This is a genomic window from Ciceribacter ferrooxidans (assembly GCF_004137355.1).
Lineage (GTDB): Bacteria > Pseudomonadota > Alphaproteobacteria > Rhizobiales > Rhizobiaceae > Allorhizobium > Allorhizobium ferrooxidans.
Window position 1 is genome coordinate 40157 of the sequence record NZ_SDVB01000380.1, and the last position, 17142, is coordinate 57298.

General features: G+C 64.6%; 15 protein-coding genes. 4 read left to right on the forward strand and 11 right to left on the reverse strand.

The window, feature by feature from the left end; genetic code table 11:
- Positions 1-4 precede the first annotated feature (4 nt).
- From mmsB to EUU22_RS22610, 7 genes are all read right to left on the reverse strand, one after another.
- Complete coding sequence (mmsB, locus tag EUU22_RS22580; RefSeq protein WP_280956513.1) at positions 5-895, reverse strand: 3-hydroxyisobutyrate dehydrogenase; 891 nt, start codon at positions 893-895, stop codon at positions 5-7.
- Positions 896-908: 13 nt separating this feature from the next.
- A complete protein-coding gene (locus tag EUU22_RS22585) occupies positions 909-2504 on the reverse strand; it encodes a GMC family oxidoreductase (RefSeq protein ID WP_129334218.1) in 1596 nt (531 codons plus the stop codon).
- Between the two features lie 140 nt (positions 2505-2644).
- Complete coding sequence (locus tag EUU22_RS22590) at positions 2645-3631, reverse strand: branched-chain amino acid ABC transporter permease (RefSeq protein WP_129334219.1); 987 nt, start codon at positions 3629-3631, stop codon at positions 2645-2647.
- A gap of 1 nt (position 3632) precedes the next feature.
- Entirely contained in the window at positions 3633-4520 is an 888-nt protein-coding gene (locus EUU22_RS22595) for a branched-chain amino acid ABC transporter permease (protein ID WP_129334220.1), read from the reverse strand.
- 3 nt (positions 4521-4523) lie between these two features.
- On the reverse strand, positions 4524-5225 hold the full coding sequence (locus tag EUU22_RS22600) for an ABC transporter ATP-binding protein (RefSeq protein WP_129334221.1): 702 nt from the start codon (positions 5223-5225) through the stop codon (positions 4524-4526).
- A 1-nt stretch (position 5226) separates the two neighbouring features.
- Positions 5227-6012 (reverse strand): ABC transporter ATP-binding protein, encoded by a 786-nt coding sequence (locus EUU22_RS22605; RefSeq protein ID WP_129334222.1) that lies wholly within the window; start codon positions 6010-6012, stop codon positions 5227-5229.
- 13 nt (positions 6013-6025) lie between these two features.
- Complete coding sequence (locus EUU22_RS22610) at positions 6026-7228, reverse strand: ABC transporter substrate-binding protein (RefSeq protein WP_129334223.1); 1203 nt, start codon at positions 7226-7228, stop codon at positions 6026-6028.
- 176 nt (positions 7229-7404) lie between these two features.
- Between EUU22_RS22610 and EUU22_RS22615 the strand changes: the two genes are divergently transcribed.
- The gene (locus tag EUU22_RS22615) at positions 7405-8364 is read left to right on the forward strand and encodes a LysR family transcriptional regulator (RefSeq protein ID WP_129334224.1); all 960 of its coding nucleotides are present in this window, start codon (positions 7405-7407) and stop codon (positions 8362-8364) included.
- Here the strand turns inward: EUU22_RS22615 and scpA are convergent.
- The 4 genes from scpA to EUU22_RS22635 all read right to left on the reverse strand — a co-directional run bounded on the left by scpA (position 8350) and on the right by EUU22_RS22635 (position 14679).
- The gene (scpA, locus tag EUU22_RS22620) at positions 8350-10488 is read right to left on the reverse strand and encodes a methylmalonyl-CoA mutase (RefSeq protein ID WP_129334225.1); all 2139 of its coding nucleotides are present in this window, start codon (positions 10486-10488) and stop codon (positions 8350-8352) included. The two genes, EUU22_RS22615 and scpA, sit on opposite strands and share 15 nt — an antisense overlap.
- Before the next feature lie 253 nt (positions 10489-10741).
- Entirely contained in the window at positions 10742-12760 is a 2019-nt protein-coding gene (locus EUU22_RS22625; RefSeq protein WP_165351273.1) for an acetyl-CoA carboxylase biotin carboxylase subunit, read from the reverse strand.
- Positions 12757-13134: a hypothetical protein gene (locus tag EUU22_RS22630; protein ID WP_129334226.1), complete on the reverse strand. Its 378-nt coding sequence runs from the start codon at positions 13132-13134 to the stop codon at positions 12757-12759. Before EUU22_RS22630 ends, EUU22_RS22625 begins: the two co-directional genes overlap by 4 nt.
- Positions 13135-13146: 12 nt before the next feature.
- The gene (locus EUU22_RS22635) at positions 13147-14679 is read right to left on the reverse strand and encodes an acyl-CoA carboxylase subunit beta (protein WP_129334227.1); all 1533 of its coding nucleotides are present in this window, start codon (positions 14677-14679) and stop codon (positions 13147-13149) included.
- Positions 14680-14812: 133 nt separating this feature from the next.
- On the opposite strand from EUU22_RS22635, the gene EUU22_RS22640 reads away from it, so the two are divergent.
- The 3 genes from EUU22_RS22640 (at position 14813) to EUU22_RS22650 (ending at position 17104) form a co-directional block, all read left to right on the forward strand.
- Positions 14813-16222: a helix-turn-helix domain-containing protein gene (locus tag EUU22_RS22640; protein WP_129334228.1), complete on the forward strand. Its 1410-nt coding sequence runs from the start codon at positions 14813-14815 to the stop codon at positions 16220-16222.
- Positions 16223-16313: 91 nt separating this feature from the next.
- Positions 16314-16643: an ArsR/SmtB family transcription factor gene (locus tag EUU22_RS22645; RefSeq protein ID WP_129334229.1), complete on the forward strand. Its 330-nt coding sequence runs from the start codon at positions 16314-16316 to the stop codon at positions 16641-16643.
- Positions 16640-17104: an SRPBCC family protein gene (locus EUU22_RS22650; protein WP_129334230.1), complete on the forward strand. Its 465-nt coding sequence runs from the start codon at positions 16640-16642 to the stop codon at positions 17102-17104. Before EUU22_RS22645 ends, EUU22_RS22650 begins: the two co-directional genes overlap by 4 nt.
- Positions 17105-17142 lie beyond the last annotated feature (38 nt).

Genomic DNA, 17142 nt, shown 5'->3' on the forward strand with positions numbered 1-17142 from the left:
CGCGTCAGGCCTGGAGGCCGCCGCGCAGCATCTCGATGATGGCGGAGAAGTCGCGTCCGCCCTGTCCCTGCTTCTCGAAGAGGCCGTAGATCTGCGCGGCCTCCGCGCCGAGCGGCGTCGCCGCACCGGTCGAAAGTGCGGCGTCCTGGGCGAGCTTCAGGTCCTTCAGCATAAGCGCCGCGGCAAAGCCCGGCCGGTAGTCGTTGTTGGCGGGCGAGGTCGGGACGGGGCCGGGGACGGGGCAATAGGTGTTCAGCGACCAGCACTGGCCGGAGGAGGTCGAGGCGACGTCGAACAGTGCCTGGTGCGAGAGGCCGAGCGCCTCGCCGAGCACGAAGGCTTCGCAGACGCCGATCATGGAAATGCCGAGGATCATGTTGTTGCAGATCTTCGCCGCCTGGCCGGCGCCGTTGCCGCCGCAATGGACGATCTTGCGTCCCATGGCTTCGAGATACGGTTTCGCGCGCTCGAACGCATCCCCGGACCCGCCGGCCATGAAGGTCAACGTACCGGCGGCCGCGCCACCCGTGCCGCCGGAGACGGGGGCGTCGAGCGAGGCGCAGCCCTTGCCGGCGGCAAGCTCATGGGCCTGGCGTGCGCTGTCGACGTCGATGGTCGAGCAGTCGATCAGGAGCGTCGAGGCCGGGACCACCTTGACGAGTTCCCGCCAGACCGCGAGCACATGCTCGCCCTTCGGCAGCATGGAGACGACGACGCCTGCACCTTCCGCAGCCTCCGCCAGCGAGGAAGCCGGCGTGACGCCGGTTGCCTCCGCCGCCTTCAGGATTTCCGCGGAAAGGTCGAAGCCACGGACCTCGTGCCCGGCCTTGACGAGGTTGGCGGCCATCGGGCCGCCCATATTGCCCAGTCCGATGAATGCGATGGGTGCTGCCACGGGGTGTCTCCTTCTATCGGTTGTCGGCAAGGATCATTTCGGCGGCCTTCTCGGCGATCATGATCGTCGGCGAGTTGGTGTTGCCGGAGGTGATGGTCGGCATGATCGAGGCGTCGGCGATCCTGAGGCGCTTGAGCGCCCGCATCCGGAGCCGCGGGTCGACGACGCTCTCGGCGTCGGCGCCCATGCGGCAGGTGCCGACCGGATGGAAGATCGTCGTGCCGATGTCGCCGGCCGCACGGATCAGCTCTTCGTCCGTCTCGAAGGCGGGGCCGGGCTTGTACTCCTCCGGCCGGTAGCGCGCGAAGGAGGGCTGGGCCGCGATCCGGCGGGTCAGGCGGATCGAGCGGATCGCCGTCTCCCGGTCGCCGGCCGTCGAGAGATAATGCGGGCTGATCACCGGCTGGGCGGCGAAGTCCGGGCTCTGCAGATGGATGGAGCCGCGGCTTTCCGGCCGCAGGTTGCAGACGCTCGCCGTGATCGCCGGGAAGGGATGAACCGGATCGCCGAACTTGTCGAGCGAGACTGGCTGGACGTGGTATTCGAGGTCGGCGGTGTCCTTGTCCGGGCTGGACTTCGTGAAGATGCCGAGCTGGCTCGGCGCCATCGCCATCGGGCCGGAGCGTCGCAAGAGGTATTCGAGCCCGATCGCCGCCTTGCCGAAGAGGCTCGACGCCTTTTCGTTCAGCGTCGGCAGGCCGCTCACTTTGTAGACGAGCCGGAGCTGCAGATGGTCCTGCAGGTTCTCGCCGACGCCCTTCACCTCCGTCACCACCTCGACGCCGGCCTTCTGCAGCACGTTGCCGCGTCCGACGCCGGAGAGTTCGAGGATGTGCGGGCTGCCGATCGCACCGGCGGCGAGCACCGTCTCGCGGCGGGCGCGGAAGATCTTCGTCATGCCCTCGTGCCAGACCTCGACCCCGGCGACGGCACCGCCCTCGATGATGAGCCGCTTCGCCTGCGCCCTCGTCAGCACGGTGAGGTTGCCGCGTTTGACCGCCGGCCGCAGGAAGGCCTTGGCGGTGTTCCAGCGGATGCCGGCGCGCTGGTTGACGTCGAAATAGCCGGAACCCTCGTTGTCGCCACGATTGAAATCGTCGGTCATCGGAATGCCGGCTTCGAGTGCGGCCTTCTGGAAGGCTTCGAGGATCGCCCAGCGGACGCGGGCCTTCTCCACCCGCCATTCGCCGCCCGAGCCATGTGCGTCGTCGGCACCCTTGTAGAAATCCTCGGACTTGCGGAAGATCGGCAGCACGTCTTCCCAGCCCCAGCCGGTGCAGCCCATCTGCCGCCAGAGGTCGTAGTCGCGCGCCTGGCCGCGCATGTAGATCATGCCGTTGATCGACGAGCAGCCGCCGAGCACCTTACCGCGCGGATAGAGAAGGGCGCGGCCGTTCAACCCCTCTTCCTTCGCTGTGGTGAAGCACCAGTCCGTTCGCGGGTTGTTGATGCAGTAGAGATAGCCGACCGGGATGTGGATCCAGTGGTAGTTGTCGCTGCCGCCCGCTTCGAGGAGCAGCACGCGCGTCGAACGGTCGGCGGCGAGGCGGTTAGCCAGAACGCAGCCTGCACTTCCGGCGCCGACGATGATGTAGTCGTAGTTTTCCATGTCGCTCCGCTTGTCCCTTCTCCCGGCGTACGGGGACAGGGTGAGGTGAGGGCAAACGCCTCGCCCTCCCGTGATGCAGTGCCCCTCGTCCGGCCTGCCGGCCACCTTCTCCCCGCAGGCGGGGAGAAGGAAACTTGTGGCTAATGCCGGTGTTCGAAGCCGAGTTTGCGTCCGAGGCGGGACTCATAGAACTCGCCGACGATCCCGCGCCGGAACAGCAGCACGCAGACCATGAAGACGATGCCGGTGATGATGGTAACGGGGAATTCCGAGGTCGCGAGATAATTCCCGAGCGTCACCACGAGGCCTGCGCCGATCACCGGGCCGACGAGCGTGCCGATGCCGCCGAGCAGCGTCATCAGGATTACCTCGCCGGACATCTGCCAGGTGACGTCGGTGAGGGTTGCGAACTGGAAGACCAGGGCCTTCAGCCCGCCGGCAAGCCCGGCGAGGGCCGCCGACATCACGAAGGCGCCGAGCTTGTAGCGCGCGACCGAATAGCCGAGCGAGGTTGCGCGGACTTCATTCTCGCGGATCGACTTTAGGATCATGCCGAAGGGCGAATTGATGAAGCGCCAGATCACCAGCATGCCGATGAGGAACACTGCGAGCACGAAGAAGTACATGTTGAGCGGTGTGCCGAGATCGATGAAGCCGAGGAGCTTGCCGCGCGGCACGGATTGGATGCCGTCCTCGCCGTGGGTGAATTCCGCCTGCAGGCAGAAGAAGTAAAACATCTGCGCGAGCGCCAGCGTGATCATCGCGAAGTAGATGCCCTGCCGGCGGATGGCGAAGAAGCCCATGACGAGGCCGAGCACGGCCGCGCCCGCGACCCCGACGAGGAGCCCGAGCTCCGGCGGAAAGCCCCATTCCTTGACCGCGTGGGCGGTGAAATAGGCAGCGCCTCCGAAGAAGGCCGCATGGCCGAAGGAGAGGAGGCCGGTATAGCCGAGCAGCAGGTTGAAGGAGCCTGCAAACAACGCGAAGCACAGGAGCTTCATCACGAAGATCGGATAGAGGAAGAAGGGGGCGGCGGCGAGGAGGCCGATGCCGCCCGCAAGCAGGATCACCTGCACGAGGACGGGACGTCCGCCGCCGATGTCGGAAGTGGTCGTTACCTGAGCCATGTCACGCATCCCGGCCGAAGAGGCCTGCCGGCCTGATGAGAAGAACGATCGCCATGATGACGAAGATCACGATATTGGACGCCTCCGGATAGAAGACCTTTGTCAGGCCTTCAGCGATCCCCAGCATGTAGCCGGTGACGATCGCCCCCATGATCGAACCCATGCCGCCGACGACCACCACGGCGAAGACGACGATGATGATGTTGGACCCCATGAGCGGCGACACCTGGTAGACCGGAGCGGCGAGCACGCCGGCGAAAGCGGCGAGCGCCACCCCGAGGCCGTAGGTGAGGGTCAGGAGCACCGGCACGTTGACGCCGAAGACCTGCACGAGCGTCGAGTTTTCCGTTGCGGCGCGCAGATAGGCGCCGAGCTTGGTCTTCTCGATCAGAAGCCAGGTGGCAAGACAGACCACGAGCGACACCACGACCACCCAGCCGCGATAGATCGGCAGGAACATGAAGCCGAGATTGGTGCCGCCGGCGAGCGCCGTCGGCGTTGCATAGGGTTGCCCCGACGCACCGTAGAGGTAGCGGAACGTCCCCTCGATCGTCAGTGCCAGGCCGAAGGTGAAGAGGAGGCCATAGAGCGGGTCGAGGTCGTAGAGGCGCCGGAGGAAGAGCCGTTCGATCGCCGCGCCGAAGAGGCCGACGATCAGCGGCGCGAGGATCAGCGCCGGCCAGTAGCCGATGCCCCCGAAGGTCAGCAGCAGATAGGCGACGAAGGCGCCGAGCATGTATTGTGCGCCGTGGGCGAAGTTGATCATCCGCAGGAGGCCGAAGATGATCGCAAGCCCGAGGCTCAGCAGGGCATAGAAGGAGCCGTTGATGAGGCCGATCAGAAGCTGTCCGAGAAGCGCCTGGAGCGGGATGCCGAAGATTGTCGCCATGGTTCAGACCCCCAGGACCTTGTGGAGCATGTCCATGCGCTCGGGCAACTCCTCCACCTTGAATTCGGAAACCATCTGGCCATGCTCCATCAGGTAGAAGCGGTCGGCGACCCGGCTTGCGAAACGGAAGTTCTGCTCGACCAGAAGCACGGTCATGCCGCGTTCCTTGAGCTTTTTCAGCACTTCGCCGATGCGCTGGACGATGACCGGGGCAAGCCCCTCCGTCGGTTCGTCGAGAATCAGCAACTTGACGCCGGTCCGCAGGATGCGGGCGATCGCCAGCATCTGCTGTTCGCCACCGGAAAGGCGGGTGCCCTGGCTGTTGCGTCGCTCCTGGAGGTTCGGGAAGAGCTCGAAGATCTCGTCGAGCGACATGCCGCCGTCCGCGACCTGCGGCGGCAGCATGAGGTTTTCCATGACCGAAAGGGTCGAGAAGATGCCGCGCTCCTCCGGCACGAAGCCGATGCCGCAGCGGGCGGTGCGGTGCAGCGGCACCTTCATCATGTCGGTGCCGTTGAAAACGATCTGACCCTTGCGGGCGCGCACGATTCCGACCAGCGTGCGCAGCGTCGTCGTCTTGCCGACGCCGTTGCGGCCGAGAATGGTGACCGTCTCGCCTTCGCGCACGGTCATGTCGACGCCATGCAGGATGTGGCTTTCGCCGTACCAGGCATTGAGGCCGCGGACCTCGAGAAGTGCCGTCATCTCACGCCTCCTCCGTGCCCATGTAGGCGACGCGCACGCGCGGGTCGCTGCTGACCGTGTCGTAATTGCCCTCGGCGAGGATTTCGCCGCGCTGCAGGACTGTGACGTGGTGGCAGATATCGGCGACGACCGAGAGATTGTGCTCGACCATCAGCACGGCACGGGTCTTTGCCACCTCGCGGATGAGACCGGCGATCACGCGCACATCCTCCTGGCCCATACCGGCGAGTGGCTCGTCGAGAAGCAGGACCTTGGGATCTAGGGCGAGTGTCGTTGCAATCTCCAGCGCGCGCTTGCGGCCATAGGAAAGATCGGCGGCGATCGTGTTGCGCTCGCGGATCAGGCCGACGCTTTCGAGCAGGTTCTCGGCGCGCGGCGTCAGCGCGTCGAGCGCCGAAAGAGGACGCCAGAACTGGTGGGCGAGCCCATTGGGACGCTGGAGCGCGACACGCACATTGTCGAGCACGCTCAGGTGCGGAAACACCGCGGAAATCTGGAAGGAGCGCACCAGCCCCATCCGCGCGACCTTGTCGGCCGGCGTGCTGGTGATCTCCTCACCGAGCAGCGTGATCGTGCCCGCCGTCGGCTGCAGGAATTTCGTGAGCAGGTTGAAAACGGTGGTCTTGCCCGCGCCGTTCGGCCCGATCAGGGCATGCACCCGTGCATGATGGACGTCGAGATCGACGTCCCGGACGGCAGTGAAGCCGCCGAAATCGCGGCGGAGGCCGCGCGCGGACAAGACCACGCGCGGCTCCGTAGAAGTTCTTTCGGAGGGAAGGCTCGTCATTTCCGGCCGGGACTTACTTCACGAACTCGCAACCGCTCTTGGACGGATCGATATAGGCATCCTTGCCGGGAATGGTCGCGAGAACGTTGAAGTAGTCCCAGGGCTCCTTGCTGTCGCCGGGTTTCTTCACTTCGAGCAGGTACATGTCGTGGAACATGCGGCCGTTGGGGCCGACCGTACCGCCGCGGCCGAAGACGTCGTCGACCGGCATTTCGTGCAGCGCCTTGGCGACGGCTTCCGTCTCGTCCGTTCCGGCCTTCTCGATCGCCTTCAGGTACTGCAGCACGGCGGAATAGGTGCCGGCATGGACCATGTTCGGCATCTTGCCGGTGTGTTCGAAGAAGCGTTTGCCGAATTTCTGGCTGTCCTCGTCGCGGTTCCAGTAGAAGCCTTCGGTGAGCGTCAGGCCCTGCGCCGCCTCGAGGCCGAGACCATGTACTTCGGCGAGCGTGAAGAGGAGAGCCGCGAGACGCTGACCGCCCTGGGTGATGCCGAATTCGGCCGCCTGTTTGATCGCGTTCTGCGTGTCGGCGCCGGCATTGGCGAGGCCGACCACCTTGGCGCCCGAGGACTGCGCCTGCAGCAGGAAGGACGAGAAGTCGGTGGTCGCGAGCGGATGGCGCACCGCGCCGACGACGCTACCGCCGCTCGCCTTGACGAAGTCGCTGGTCTGCTGTTCGAGGGAGTAGCCGAAGGCGTAGTCGGCAGTCAGGAAGAACCAGCTGTCGCCGCCCTGTTTCACGAGCGCGCCGCCGGTGCCGACCGCAAGGGCGTGGGTGTCATAGGCCCAGTGGAAGCCGTAGGGGCTGCACTGCTTGCCGGTGAGTTCCGTCGTCGCCGCGCCGGTGACGATGTCGATCTTCTTCTTTTCCTTGCCGATCGCCTGAACGGCGAGCGCGACCGACGAGGTCGTCAGTTCCATGATCGCATCGACCTGCTCGGTATCGTACCACTGGCGGGCGATGTTCGAGGCGATGTCCGGCTTGTTCTGGTGGTCGGCGTCGACGATCTCGACCGGCACGCCGAGCACCTTGCCGCCGTAATCCTCGATCGCCATCTTGGCGGCTTCGACCGACGACTTGCCGCCGAAATCGGCGTAAACGCCGGACTGGTCGTTCAGGATGCCGATCTTGACTTTGCCGTCCGATGCGTCGGCCAGAGCAGCGGTGCTGCTCGCCAGCACGATCGCCAGCGAGGCGATGAGATTCTTGCGCATATGGTCTCCTCCCAGAGTCTTCCAGACTGCGAATCTGTTCAATTTTGACCAGCCGCGCTCCTCGACGCGGCCAATCGTGGGCGCATGATCCGGGAAAAGATCGATTGACGCAAGTTTTAGCGCCGACTAATTGCAAACAGGTTCTGTTCGTTTTTGAACAGATATCGGGAGCGACGATGCATTTCACCTGGGACGATCTACAGTATTTCCTCGCGGTTGCCCGCACGGGGCAGTTGTCGACTGCGGCAAGACAGCTGCGGACGAGCCACGCCACCGTCTCGCGGCGGATCGACCGGCTGGAATTTGCCTTGAAGGTCAAACTCTTCGAGCGCAATCCGCGCGGCTACGTGCTGACCGGCATGGGGCAGCGCTTCGTCGAGACCGCCGAGAAGATGGAGCAGGAGACGGAGCGGCTGCAGGCCGACCTCGCCGGAGGCGGCAGCGCGCAGCGCGGCGTGGTGCGTCTCAGCGCGCCGGAGGGCTTCGCCAACTTCTTCTTCACCGGCACGCTTCAGACCTTCGCAGCAGCCTTGCCGAACATCTCGCTGGAGCTCGTGACGATCCAGCAGATCATGGCGCTCTCGCGCAAGGAGGCCGATCTCGCGGTCGTCCTCGACCCACCGAAGGCAGGGCCGTATTTTTCAGAGAAGCTCTGCGACTACAGGCTGAAGATCTACGGGACGCGGGGGTATCTCGATAACCGGGGCGCTCCGCGGAGCCGCGACGACCTGCTGGACCACGCCTTCATCGGCTATATCGAAGACATGATCTTCGCGCCCGGCCTCGACTATCTCGGCGACATCCATCCGCGCATAAAGCCGCGCTTCCAGAGCTCGAGTATCTTCGCGCAGCTGACGGCGACGCGAAACGGGCTGGGGCTCTGCGTGCTGCCGATCTTCATCGCGAAAAACTATCCGGAGCTGGAAGTTGTCCTCGAAGACGAGGTCGAACTGCTGCGCAACTACTGGATCACCTGCCACCGCGATCTGCGGCAGGTGGCGCGCGTCCGGAGCGTCATCGAGTTTCTGCGGAACATCGTGCGAGAAAACATGGATGCGTTCCTGGGGACGGCAGCGGCGAAACCCGGCGAGGGCAGTCCTGTGGGGACGGCGGAAGCGCCCTCACGCGTTCCGTAACCGCCCTTCCGCGAGGTCGAGCACGGACTTCGCCGCGTCCATGACATTGGTGCCGGGGCCGAAGACGGCGGCGACGCCGTGGTCCATGAGATAGTCGTAATCCTGGCGCGGGATGACCCCGCCGACGACGACGATGATGTCTTCGGCCCCCTTCGCCTTCAGCGCTTCGACAAGCTGCGGTGCCAGCGTCTTGTGGCCGGCGGCGAGCGAGGACATGCCGACGACCTGCACCTTCTCGGCGACGGCGAGGTCGGCGGCCTCCTCCGGCGTCTGGAACAGCGGGCCGGCGATCACGTCGAAACCGATGTCGCCGAAGGCCGACGCGATCACCTTGGCGCCGCGGTCGTGGCCGTCCTGGCCGAGCTTGGCGACGAGGATGCGCGGGGCCGCACCCTTGACGTCCCTGTAATGCTTCAGGCGATCGGAAAGCGTCGCGAGTTCGGGATCGCCCTCGTAGGCCTTGCCGTAGATGTTCCTGACGACCTTCGGAACGGCCGTATGGTCACCGAAGACCTTGCGCATGGCGTCGGAGATTTCGCCGACGCTCGCCCGGGCGCGGGCGGCCTCGACGGCGGCTTCGAGCAAATTGCCTTCGCCGCTTTCGGCAACGGCGGCGAGCCGGGCAAGGGTTGCCTCCACCGCCTTCGGGTCGCGCTGGCGCCTGATCTGTTCGAGCCGCTTGATCTGGGCGGCCCGCACGGCGGAATTGTCGATCTCCAGAATGTCGATCGGCTGCTCGTCGTTCAGGCGGAACTTGTTGACGCCGACGATCACCTCGTCGCCCTTGTCGATCGCCGCCTGGCGGCGGGTCGCGGCCTCCTCGATCAGGCGCTTCGGCAGGCCGGCGTCGACGGCTTTGGTCATGCCGCCCATCGCCTCGACCTCCTCGATCAGCGCCCAGGCCTTGTCCGCCAGGTCCTTGGTCAGGCTCTCGACGTAGTAGGAGCCGGCGAGCGGGTCGACCACCCTGGTGACGCCCGTCTCGTGCTGGAGGATCAGCTGGGTGTTGCGGGCGATGCGGGCGGAAAAGTCGGTCGGCAGCGCGATCGCCTCGTCGAGCGCGTTGGTATGCAGCGACTGGGTTCCGCCGAGCGCCGCCGACAGCGCCTCGTAGGCCGTGCGGATGACGTTGTTGTAGGGGTCCTGTTCCTGCAGCGAAACGCCGGAGGTCTGACAATGGGTGCGCAGCATCAGCGAGGAGGCCTTCTGGGGCTGGAACTCCTGCATGATGCGCGTCCAGAGCAGGCGGGCGGCGCGCAGCTTCGCCGCTTCCATGAAGAAGTTCATGCCGATCGCGAAGAAGAAGGAGAGGCGGCCGGCGAAATCATCGACGTTCAGGCCCTTCTTCAGGGCGGCGCGGACATATTCGCGCCCGTCGGCGAGCGTGAAGGCGAGCTCCTGCACCAGCGTCGCGCCGGCTTCCTGCATGTGGTAGCCGGAGATCGAGATGGAGTTGAACTTCGGCATCTCCTTCGCCGTGTACTCGATGATGTCGGCGATGATCCGCATCGAGGGTTCCGGCGGGTAGATATAGGTGTTGCGGACCATGAACTCCTTCAGGATGTCGTTCTGGATGGTCCCGGAAAGCTGCGCCCGCGGCACGCCCTGTTCCTCGCCTGCGACGATGAAACTGGCGAGGATCGGGATCACCGCACCGTTCATGGTCATCGAGACGGAGATCTTTTCGAGCGGGATGCCGTCGAAGAGGATCTTCATGTCCTCGACGCTGTCAATCGCCACGCCCGCCTTGCCGACGTCGCCGACGACGCGGGGATGGTCGCTGTCATAACCGCGATGGGTGGCGAGGTCGAAGGCGACGGAGACGCCCTGCTGACCGGCGGCGAGATTACGGCGGTAGAAGGCGTTCGATTCTTCTGCCGTGGAAAAGCCCGCATACTGGCGGATCGTCCAGGGCCGTCCGGCATACATGGTGGCGCGCGGGCCGCGGACGAAGGGCGCAAACCCCGGCAGGCTGTCGAGATGGCCGATGCCTTCGAGGTCTTCGGCCGTGTAGAGCGGCTTGACGTCGATGCCTTCCGGTGTGTGCCAGGTGAGGCTGTCGGCCGGGCGCTTCAGCTCCTTCTCGGCCAGCGCATCCCAGTCCTTGATGGTCTTCTTGGTCATCCGGTCTTCTCCCTGCTCCGTGCGGACTGCGTGCCGAGGTGTTTTGCCTGTTTCGTGGCGTTACCCCCCTCTGTCCTGCCGGCCATCTCCCCCACAAGGGGGGAGAGGGGGATGCCGCCGACGCTCCGTTGTCTGGTGAGGGTCTGTCCTGAGGCGAAGTCGCAGCGTTCGAGGCAACTCTCCCCCCTTGTGGGGGAGATGTCGGCGGAGCCGACAGAGGGGGGTGCCCCGACCGTTGTCGCTGCCTGCGTCCTCATCCCTCGAATTCCATGATCAGTTCGTCCACGGCGAGGCTCTGGCCGGCCCTGGCGGCGATGCGCTTGACCACGCCCCGCTTCTCCGCCTTCAGCACGTTCTCCATCTTCATCGCCTCGACGGTTGCGAGCGCCTGTCCGGCCTCGACCTGATCGCCTTCCTTGACCGCCACCGACGTGATCACACCCGGCATCGGGCAGAGCAGCATCTTCGAGGTGTCCGGCGGCAGCTTTTCCGGCATCAGCTTGGCCAGCTCAGCGACGCGCGGGGAGCGCACGCGGGCGATCACGTCCATGCCGCGCCAGCGCAGCCGGATGCCGGCGCCGGCTAGGCCGATCTTGACGCCGATGGTCATGCCGTCGACATGGAAGCGGGCATGCAGCTGTCCCGGAACCCATCCGCCGGTGATCGACGATACGGCACCATCGGCAAAGCGGGCGAAGGTGCCGTCGGCCGAGGTTTCCACCGTCAGCGGATATTCGTGCCCGGCGAGCGTCACCACCCAGTCGCGGCCGACGATGCGGCGGTGATTGCCGATGGTGCCGGAAATCTGCACGGCGCGATCCTGCAGGATCTGGTTGATGAAGGCGGCGATGGCCGCGAGCTTGCGGGCCGAATCCGCGTCCGGTGCCACGCCGGAAAAGCCTTCCGGGAATTCTTCGGCGATGAAGGCGGTGGTGAGCCGACCCTCGCGGAAGCGCTCGTGTTCCATCACGGCGGACAGGAAGGGCAGGTTGTGGCCGATGCCCTCGACCTCGAAATCGTCGAGTGCCGCGCTCATCGCGTCGACCGCCTCGAGGCGGCTCGGCGCCCAGGTGCAGAGCTTGGCGATCATCGGGTCGTAATACATCGAGATCTCGCCGCCCTCGTAGACGCCGGTATCGTTGCGGATGATCGTGCCGTCGTCCTGGCGGCCTTCCCGCGGCGGACGGTAGCGGGTGAGCCGCCCGATCGACGGCAGGAAGTTGCGGTAGGGGTCTTCCGCATAGAGGCGGCTTTCGATCGCCCAGCCGTTGAGCTTCACGTCCTCCTGGCCGAAGGAAAGCTTCTCGCCCGAGGCGACGCGGATCATCTGCTCGACCAGATCGAGGCCCGTTACCAGTTCGGTCACCGGGTGCTCGACTTGCAGACGGGTGTTCATCTCGAGGAAGTAGAACTTGTTCTCCTTGCCGTCGACGATGAACTCGACCGTGCCGGCGGAGTGGTAGCCGACCGCCTTTGCGAGCGCGACGGCCTGCTCGCCCATCGCCTTGCGGGTCGCTGCGTCGAGGAACGGGGAGGGGGCTTCCTCGATGACCTTCTGGTTGCGCCGCTGGATCGAGCATTCGCGCTCGCCGAGATAGAGCACGTTGCCGTGCTTGTCACCGAGCACCTGGATTTCGATGTGGCGCGGCTCGGTGACGAATTTCTCGATGAAGATGCGGTCGTCGCCGAAGGAGTTCCTCGCCTCGTTGCGGGACGACTGGAAGCCTTCGCGGGCTTCCTCGGCGTTCCATGCGATGCGCATGCCCTTGCCGCCGCCGCCGGCGGAGGCCTTGATCATCACAGGGTAGCCGATCTGATCGGAAATCTTCACCGCTTCATCGGCGTCCTCGATCAGGTCCATGTGGCCCGGAACGGTGGAGACGCCTGCTTCGGCCGCGAGCTTCTTCGAGGTGATCTTGTCGCCCATCGCCTGGATCGCGCCAACCGGTGGACCGACGAAGGTGATGCCTTCATTGGCGAGCGCATCGGCGAAGACGGCGTTTTCCGAGAGGAAGCCGTAGCCCGGATGGACGGCGTCGGCGCCCGACTTGCGGATCGCGTCCAGGATGTTCTCGATGACGATGTAGGACTGGTTCGACGGTGCCGGGCCGATATGGATCGCCTCGTCGGCCATCTTCACATGCAGCGCGTCGCGGTCGGCGTCGGAATAGACGGCAACGGTGGCGATGCCCATCTTCTTCGCCGTCTTGATCACACGGCAGGCGATTTCACCACGGTTGGCGATCAGCAGCTTCTTGATTGTCACCGTCACACCTCGAATACGTCTTCAAAAGATTCCGGAAAGTTCTGCCGGCCGACCCTTTCGTCGATCACCAGCATGGCTTCGTAGGAAAGCGGGTCGAAATTCTTTTCCGCCGCGACGACTTCGCGGCCGAAAAGAAGGTTCAGCCGGGCGGCATCCAGGTTGCCGCGCTCGAACGGCTCCGGCCCGAAATAATGCCAGAGGGCATGCAGGAAGGCCGCGTCGATGCGGTGCTCCTTGGTGCCCGGCCTCGCCTTGCGCGGCAGGGCCTTCAGCGGGGTCACGCCCTTGGGGTTGGCGCGGCGGATGGTGAACTGCACACCGGTTCCCGGCATTCCGGACGGAAACCCCTTGTGCTTGGTCATGTCGGGAAGGTCAGCCATCTCGTCCTCCCCTCACAACGGGATCGTGTCGTGCTTCTTCCAGCGGGGCTCCACCTGCTTGTTGCGAAGCGAGGCGAAGGCGCGGGCGATGCGGCGACGCGAGGAGTGCGGCATGATGACCTCGTCGACGAAGCCGCGCTCGGCGGCGACGAAGGGATTGGCGAAGCGGGTCTCGTATTCCTTCGTGCGGGCGGCGATCTTGTCGGCGTCGCCGAGTTCGGAACGATAGAGGATTTCGGTCGCACCCTTGGCGCCCATCACGGCGATCTCGGCGGTCGGCCAGGCATAGTTGATGTCGGCGCCGATATGCTTGGAAGCCATGACGTCGTAGGCGCCGCCATAGGCCTTGCGGGTGATCAGCGTCACCATCGGCACGGTCGCCTGGCTGTAGGCGAAGAGGAGCTTGGCGCCGTGCTTGATGACGCCGCCATATTCCTGGCTGGTGCCGGGCAGGAAGCCGGGGACGTCGACCAGCGTCAGGATCGGGATCGAGAAGGCATCGCAGAAGCGCACGAAGCGGGCGGCCTTGCGCGAACTGTCGATGTCGAGGCAGCCGGCGAGCACCATCGGCTGGTTGGCGACGACGCCGACCGTCTGGCCTTCCATGCGAATGAAGCCGGTGACGATGTTCTTGGCGAAGGCTTCCTGGATCTCGAAGAAATCGCCTTCGTCGGCGAGTGCGTAGATCAGCTCCTTCATGTCGTAGGGCTTGTTTGACGAATCCGGGATCAGCGTGTCGAGGCGCATCTCGACGCGGGCGGGGTCGTCATGGAACGGCCGGACCGGCGGCTTCTCGCGGTTGTTCAAGGGCAGGAAGTCGAACAGCAGGCGGACCTGTTCCAGGGCCTCGATGTCGTTCTCATAGGCGCCGTCGGCGACCGAGGATTTTGTCGTGTGCGTGCGCGCGCCGCCGAGTTCCTCGGCGGTGACGATCTCGTTGGTCACGGTCTTCACGACGTCCGGGCCGGTGACGAACATGTAGGAGGAATCCCGGACCATGAAGATGAAGTCGGTCATCGCCGGCGAATAGACCGCGCCGCCGGCGCAGGGGCCCATGATGACGGAGATCTGCGGGATGATACCGGAGGCATCGACATTGCGCTTGAAGACGTCGGCGTAGCCGGCGAGCGAGGCGACGCCCTCCTGGATGCGGGCGCCGCCCGAGTCGTTCAGGCCGATCACGGGTGCGCCGTTCTTCACGGCCATGTCCATGATCTTGCAGATCTTCTGGGCGTGGGTTTCCGACAGTGAGCCGCCAAGGACGGTGAAATCCTGGGAGAAGACATAGACCTGGCGGCCGTTGATCGTGCCCCAGCCGGTGACGACGCCGTCGCCGGCGATCTTCTGCTCCGGCATGCCGAAGTCCGTGCAGCGGTGGGTGACGTACATGTCGTATTCTTCGAAGGAGCCTTCGTCGAGAAGGACCTCGATGCGTTCGCGCGCCGTCAGTTTGCCCTTGGCGTGCTGGGCGTCGATGCGCCGCTGTCCGCCGCCCACATGGGCTTCGGCGCGCCGGGCTTCGAGCTGATCCAATATCAATCGCATGCTTCCTCCCGATGGTCTTCAAGGCCTGCAAGTCAAGTTGTGCCCTTAAACACAGTGCCCGGCAAAGAAAATGATTGAACAGGCGCAGTTGCGGATCTATAAATTTGCAAACAGCGAAATGCGAAATTGCAAAATGGCAATCGGAAAACTCTTCATCGGCCGCAAGGTGCGCGAACTGCGCCAGGCGAGCCACGCCACGCAGGCCCAGTTTGCCGACAAGATCGGCATTTCGACAAGCTATCTCAACCAGATCGAGAACAACCAGCGGCCGATCTCCGCCGCCGTCCTGCTGGCCTTGGCGGAAAAGTTCGGCATCGACATCGCCGAGCTTTCGTCGGGGCAAAACGACCGGCTGCTCTCGGCTCTGACCGAAGCGCTGTCTGACCCGCTCTTCGAACAATATTCGCCGAGCCTGCAGGAGCTGAAGCTGGTGACGCAGAACGCGCCCGGCCTCGCGCACGCGCTGATTGACTGCCATCAGGCCTACCGGCGCAACAGCGAACAGCTCGCAAGCTATGACGACCGCTTCGGCGGTGCCGCTCCCAACGAGACGACCTCCTATGACGAGGTGCGCGACTTCTTCCACTTCGTCGACAACTACATCCACGAGCTCGACGTCGAGGCGGAGAACCTCGCAGCGGAGCTCAAGCTCGGGGAGGGGGACAACCACGCCGCACTTTCGGCCTGCCTCGACCGGCGATACGGCGTGCGTGTCGTGCGCGGCGAGGCCGGTGACGAGGCGATCCGGCGCTTCGACCCGGCAAGCCGCATCCTGACGATCAGCCGCTATGCGGCGGCACCGACGCGCGACTTCCAGCTCGCGGTGCAGATCGCGCAGATGCATGCGGTGCCGAAGATCGAGCAGGTGCTGAAGCAGGCGGGATTCCGTACCGAGGAGGCGATGGAGATCTGCCGTCTCGGCCTCGAGAACTATTTTGCCGGTGCGCTGGTCCTGCCCTACCGCATCTTTCAGCAGGCGGCTCGGGACCTGCGCCACGACGTCGAGCTTCTGGCGGCCCGCTTCGGTGCCTCGCTCGAGCAGGTTTGCCATCGGCTGTCGACGCTGCAGCGTCCGGGACTGAAGGGCGCGCCGATCTTCTTCGCCCGCATCGACCGGGCCGGCAACATCACGAAGCGGCACAGTGCCGCCCGCCTGCAGTTCGCCCGTTTCGGCGCCGCCTGTCCGCTCTGGAACGCGCATCAGGCCTTCGAGATGCCCGGCCGGATCATCCGGCAGCTTGCCGAGACCCCGGACGGGGTGCGCTACCTCTGCGTCGCCACGCAGGTGAACAAGGGATCGGTCGGCTTCCGGGCTTCGCAGCCGAGCTACGCGCTGGCGCTTGGCTGCGAAATCTCCTACGCGGATCAATTCGTCTATGCCGACGGCCTCGACCTCAACAACCGCGCCGCCTACGATCCGATCGGCATCTCCTGCCGCATCTGCGAGCGGACGAAATGCACCAGCCGCGCGGTGCCTCCCCTGAAGCGCAAACTGGTGGTGGATCACCGGGTGCGGAATCCGATGCCGTACGAGATCGAGTGAGACACCTCACCCGGTAGTCCGCGACAGTTCAAGGGCTCCGAAAGAATAATTAGTGTTGACTCATCAAATAGTCTGTACTAATGATTTAAGCATGATTGAAGCAGCAGCCGTCAACACCGTCATGCGTGCGCTCGCCGATCCTACCCGGCGAGGCATTTACGAGCGTATCGCCAGCACGAACGAGATCACCGTCGTCGAGTTGACCCGTGGAAGCGGGGTAACGCAGGGCGCGATCTCTCAACATCTCAAAGCGCTGAAGCAGGCCGGGCTCGTGATCGAACGCCCGGAGGGGCGCAACACGTTCTACCGGGTCCGTCCGGAAGGTCTCGAACCCCTGTTCGACTGGATAAGCCACTATGGCATCTTCTGGCGCGAACGCTTCGGCAATCTCCGTTCTCTTCTGAAGGAAATCGACCCGTGACCGACGCAGCCATGATTTCTTCTCTCCAGCAGATCGTCGTCGACGAGATTTTTCCGCATGCGCCACAGGTCATCTGGCGAGCGCTGACCACAGGCGAAATGATCGCGCGTTGGCTGATGCAGCCCTCCGGATTTGAGGCTGTCGTCGGCAACCAGTTTACCTACCAGACCAAACCGGCCGGTGCTTGGGACGGTACGATCCACTGCGAAGTGCTGGAAGTGCAGGAAAACGTCCGGTTTGCCTATGCATGGCGTGGTGGTGACGACAGCAATGAGGGGTATGGGTCGAGGCTCGATACCGTCGTCACCTGGACATTGGAGTCGGTGGCCGAGGGGACGCGCGTACGCCTCGTTCATTCAGGCTTCGAGCTGCCAAAGAACGAAGTCGCTTTCCGTAACATGGGCGATGGCTGGAAAGTTGTCGTGCCACGGCTGAAGGCAACGATCCGGCAAGCGGATTGAAGACGCAAAGAGTGACCTGACACCAAGTTCAAACGGGA

Coding starts and splice junctions, on each gene's coding strand:
- EUU22_RS22605 (WP_129334222.1), bottom strand. CDS start 6,012: ATGACGAGCCTTCCCTCCGAAAGAACTTCTACGGAGCCGCGCGTGGTC.
- EUU22_RS22585 (WP_129334218.1), bottom strand. CDS start 2,504: ATGGAAAACTACGACTACATCATCGTCGGCGCCGGAAGTGCAGGCTGC.
- EUU22_RS22635 (WP_129334227.1), bottom strand. CDS start 14,679: ATGCGATTGATATTGGATCAGCTCGAAGCCCGGCGCGCCGAAGCCCAT.
- EUU22_RS22630 (WP_129334226.1), bottom strand. CDS start 13,134: ATGGCTGACCTTCCCGACATGACCAAGCACAAGGGGTTTCCGTCCGGA.
- EUU22_RS22645 (WP_129334229.1), top strand. CDS start 16,314: ATGATTGAAGCAGCAGCCGTCAACACCGTCATGCGTGCGCTCGCCGAT.
- EUU22_RS22600 (WP_129334221.1), bottom strand. CDS start 5,225: ATGACGGCACTTCTCGAGGTCCGCGGCCTCAATGCCTGGTACGGCGAA.
- EUU22_RS22590 (WP_129334219.1), bottom strand. CDS start 3,631: ATGGCTCAGGTAACGACCACTTCCGACATCGGCGGCGGACGTCCCGTC.
- EUU22_RS22610 (WP_129334223.1), bottom strand. CDS start 7,228: ATGCGCAAGAATCTCATCGCCTCGCTGGCGATCGTGCTGGCGAGCAGC.
- EUU22_RS22615 (WP_129334224.1), top strand. CDS start 7,405: ATGCATTTCACCTGGGACGATCTACAGTATTTCCTCGCGGTTGCCCGC.
- scpA (WP_129334225.1), bottom strand. CDS start 10,488: ATGACCAAGAAGACCATCAAGGACTGGGATGCGCTGGCCGAGAAGGAG.
- EUU22_RS22595 (WP_129334220.1), bottom strand. CDS start 4,520: ATGGCGACAATCTTCGGCATCCCGCTCCAGGCGCTTCTCGGACAGCTT.
- EUU22_RS22640 (WP_129334228.1), top strand. CDS start 14,813: ATGGCAATCGGAAAACTCTTCATCGGCCGCAAGGTGCGCGAACTGCGC.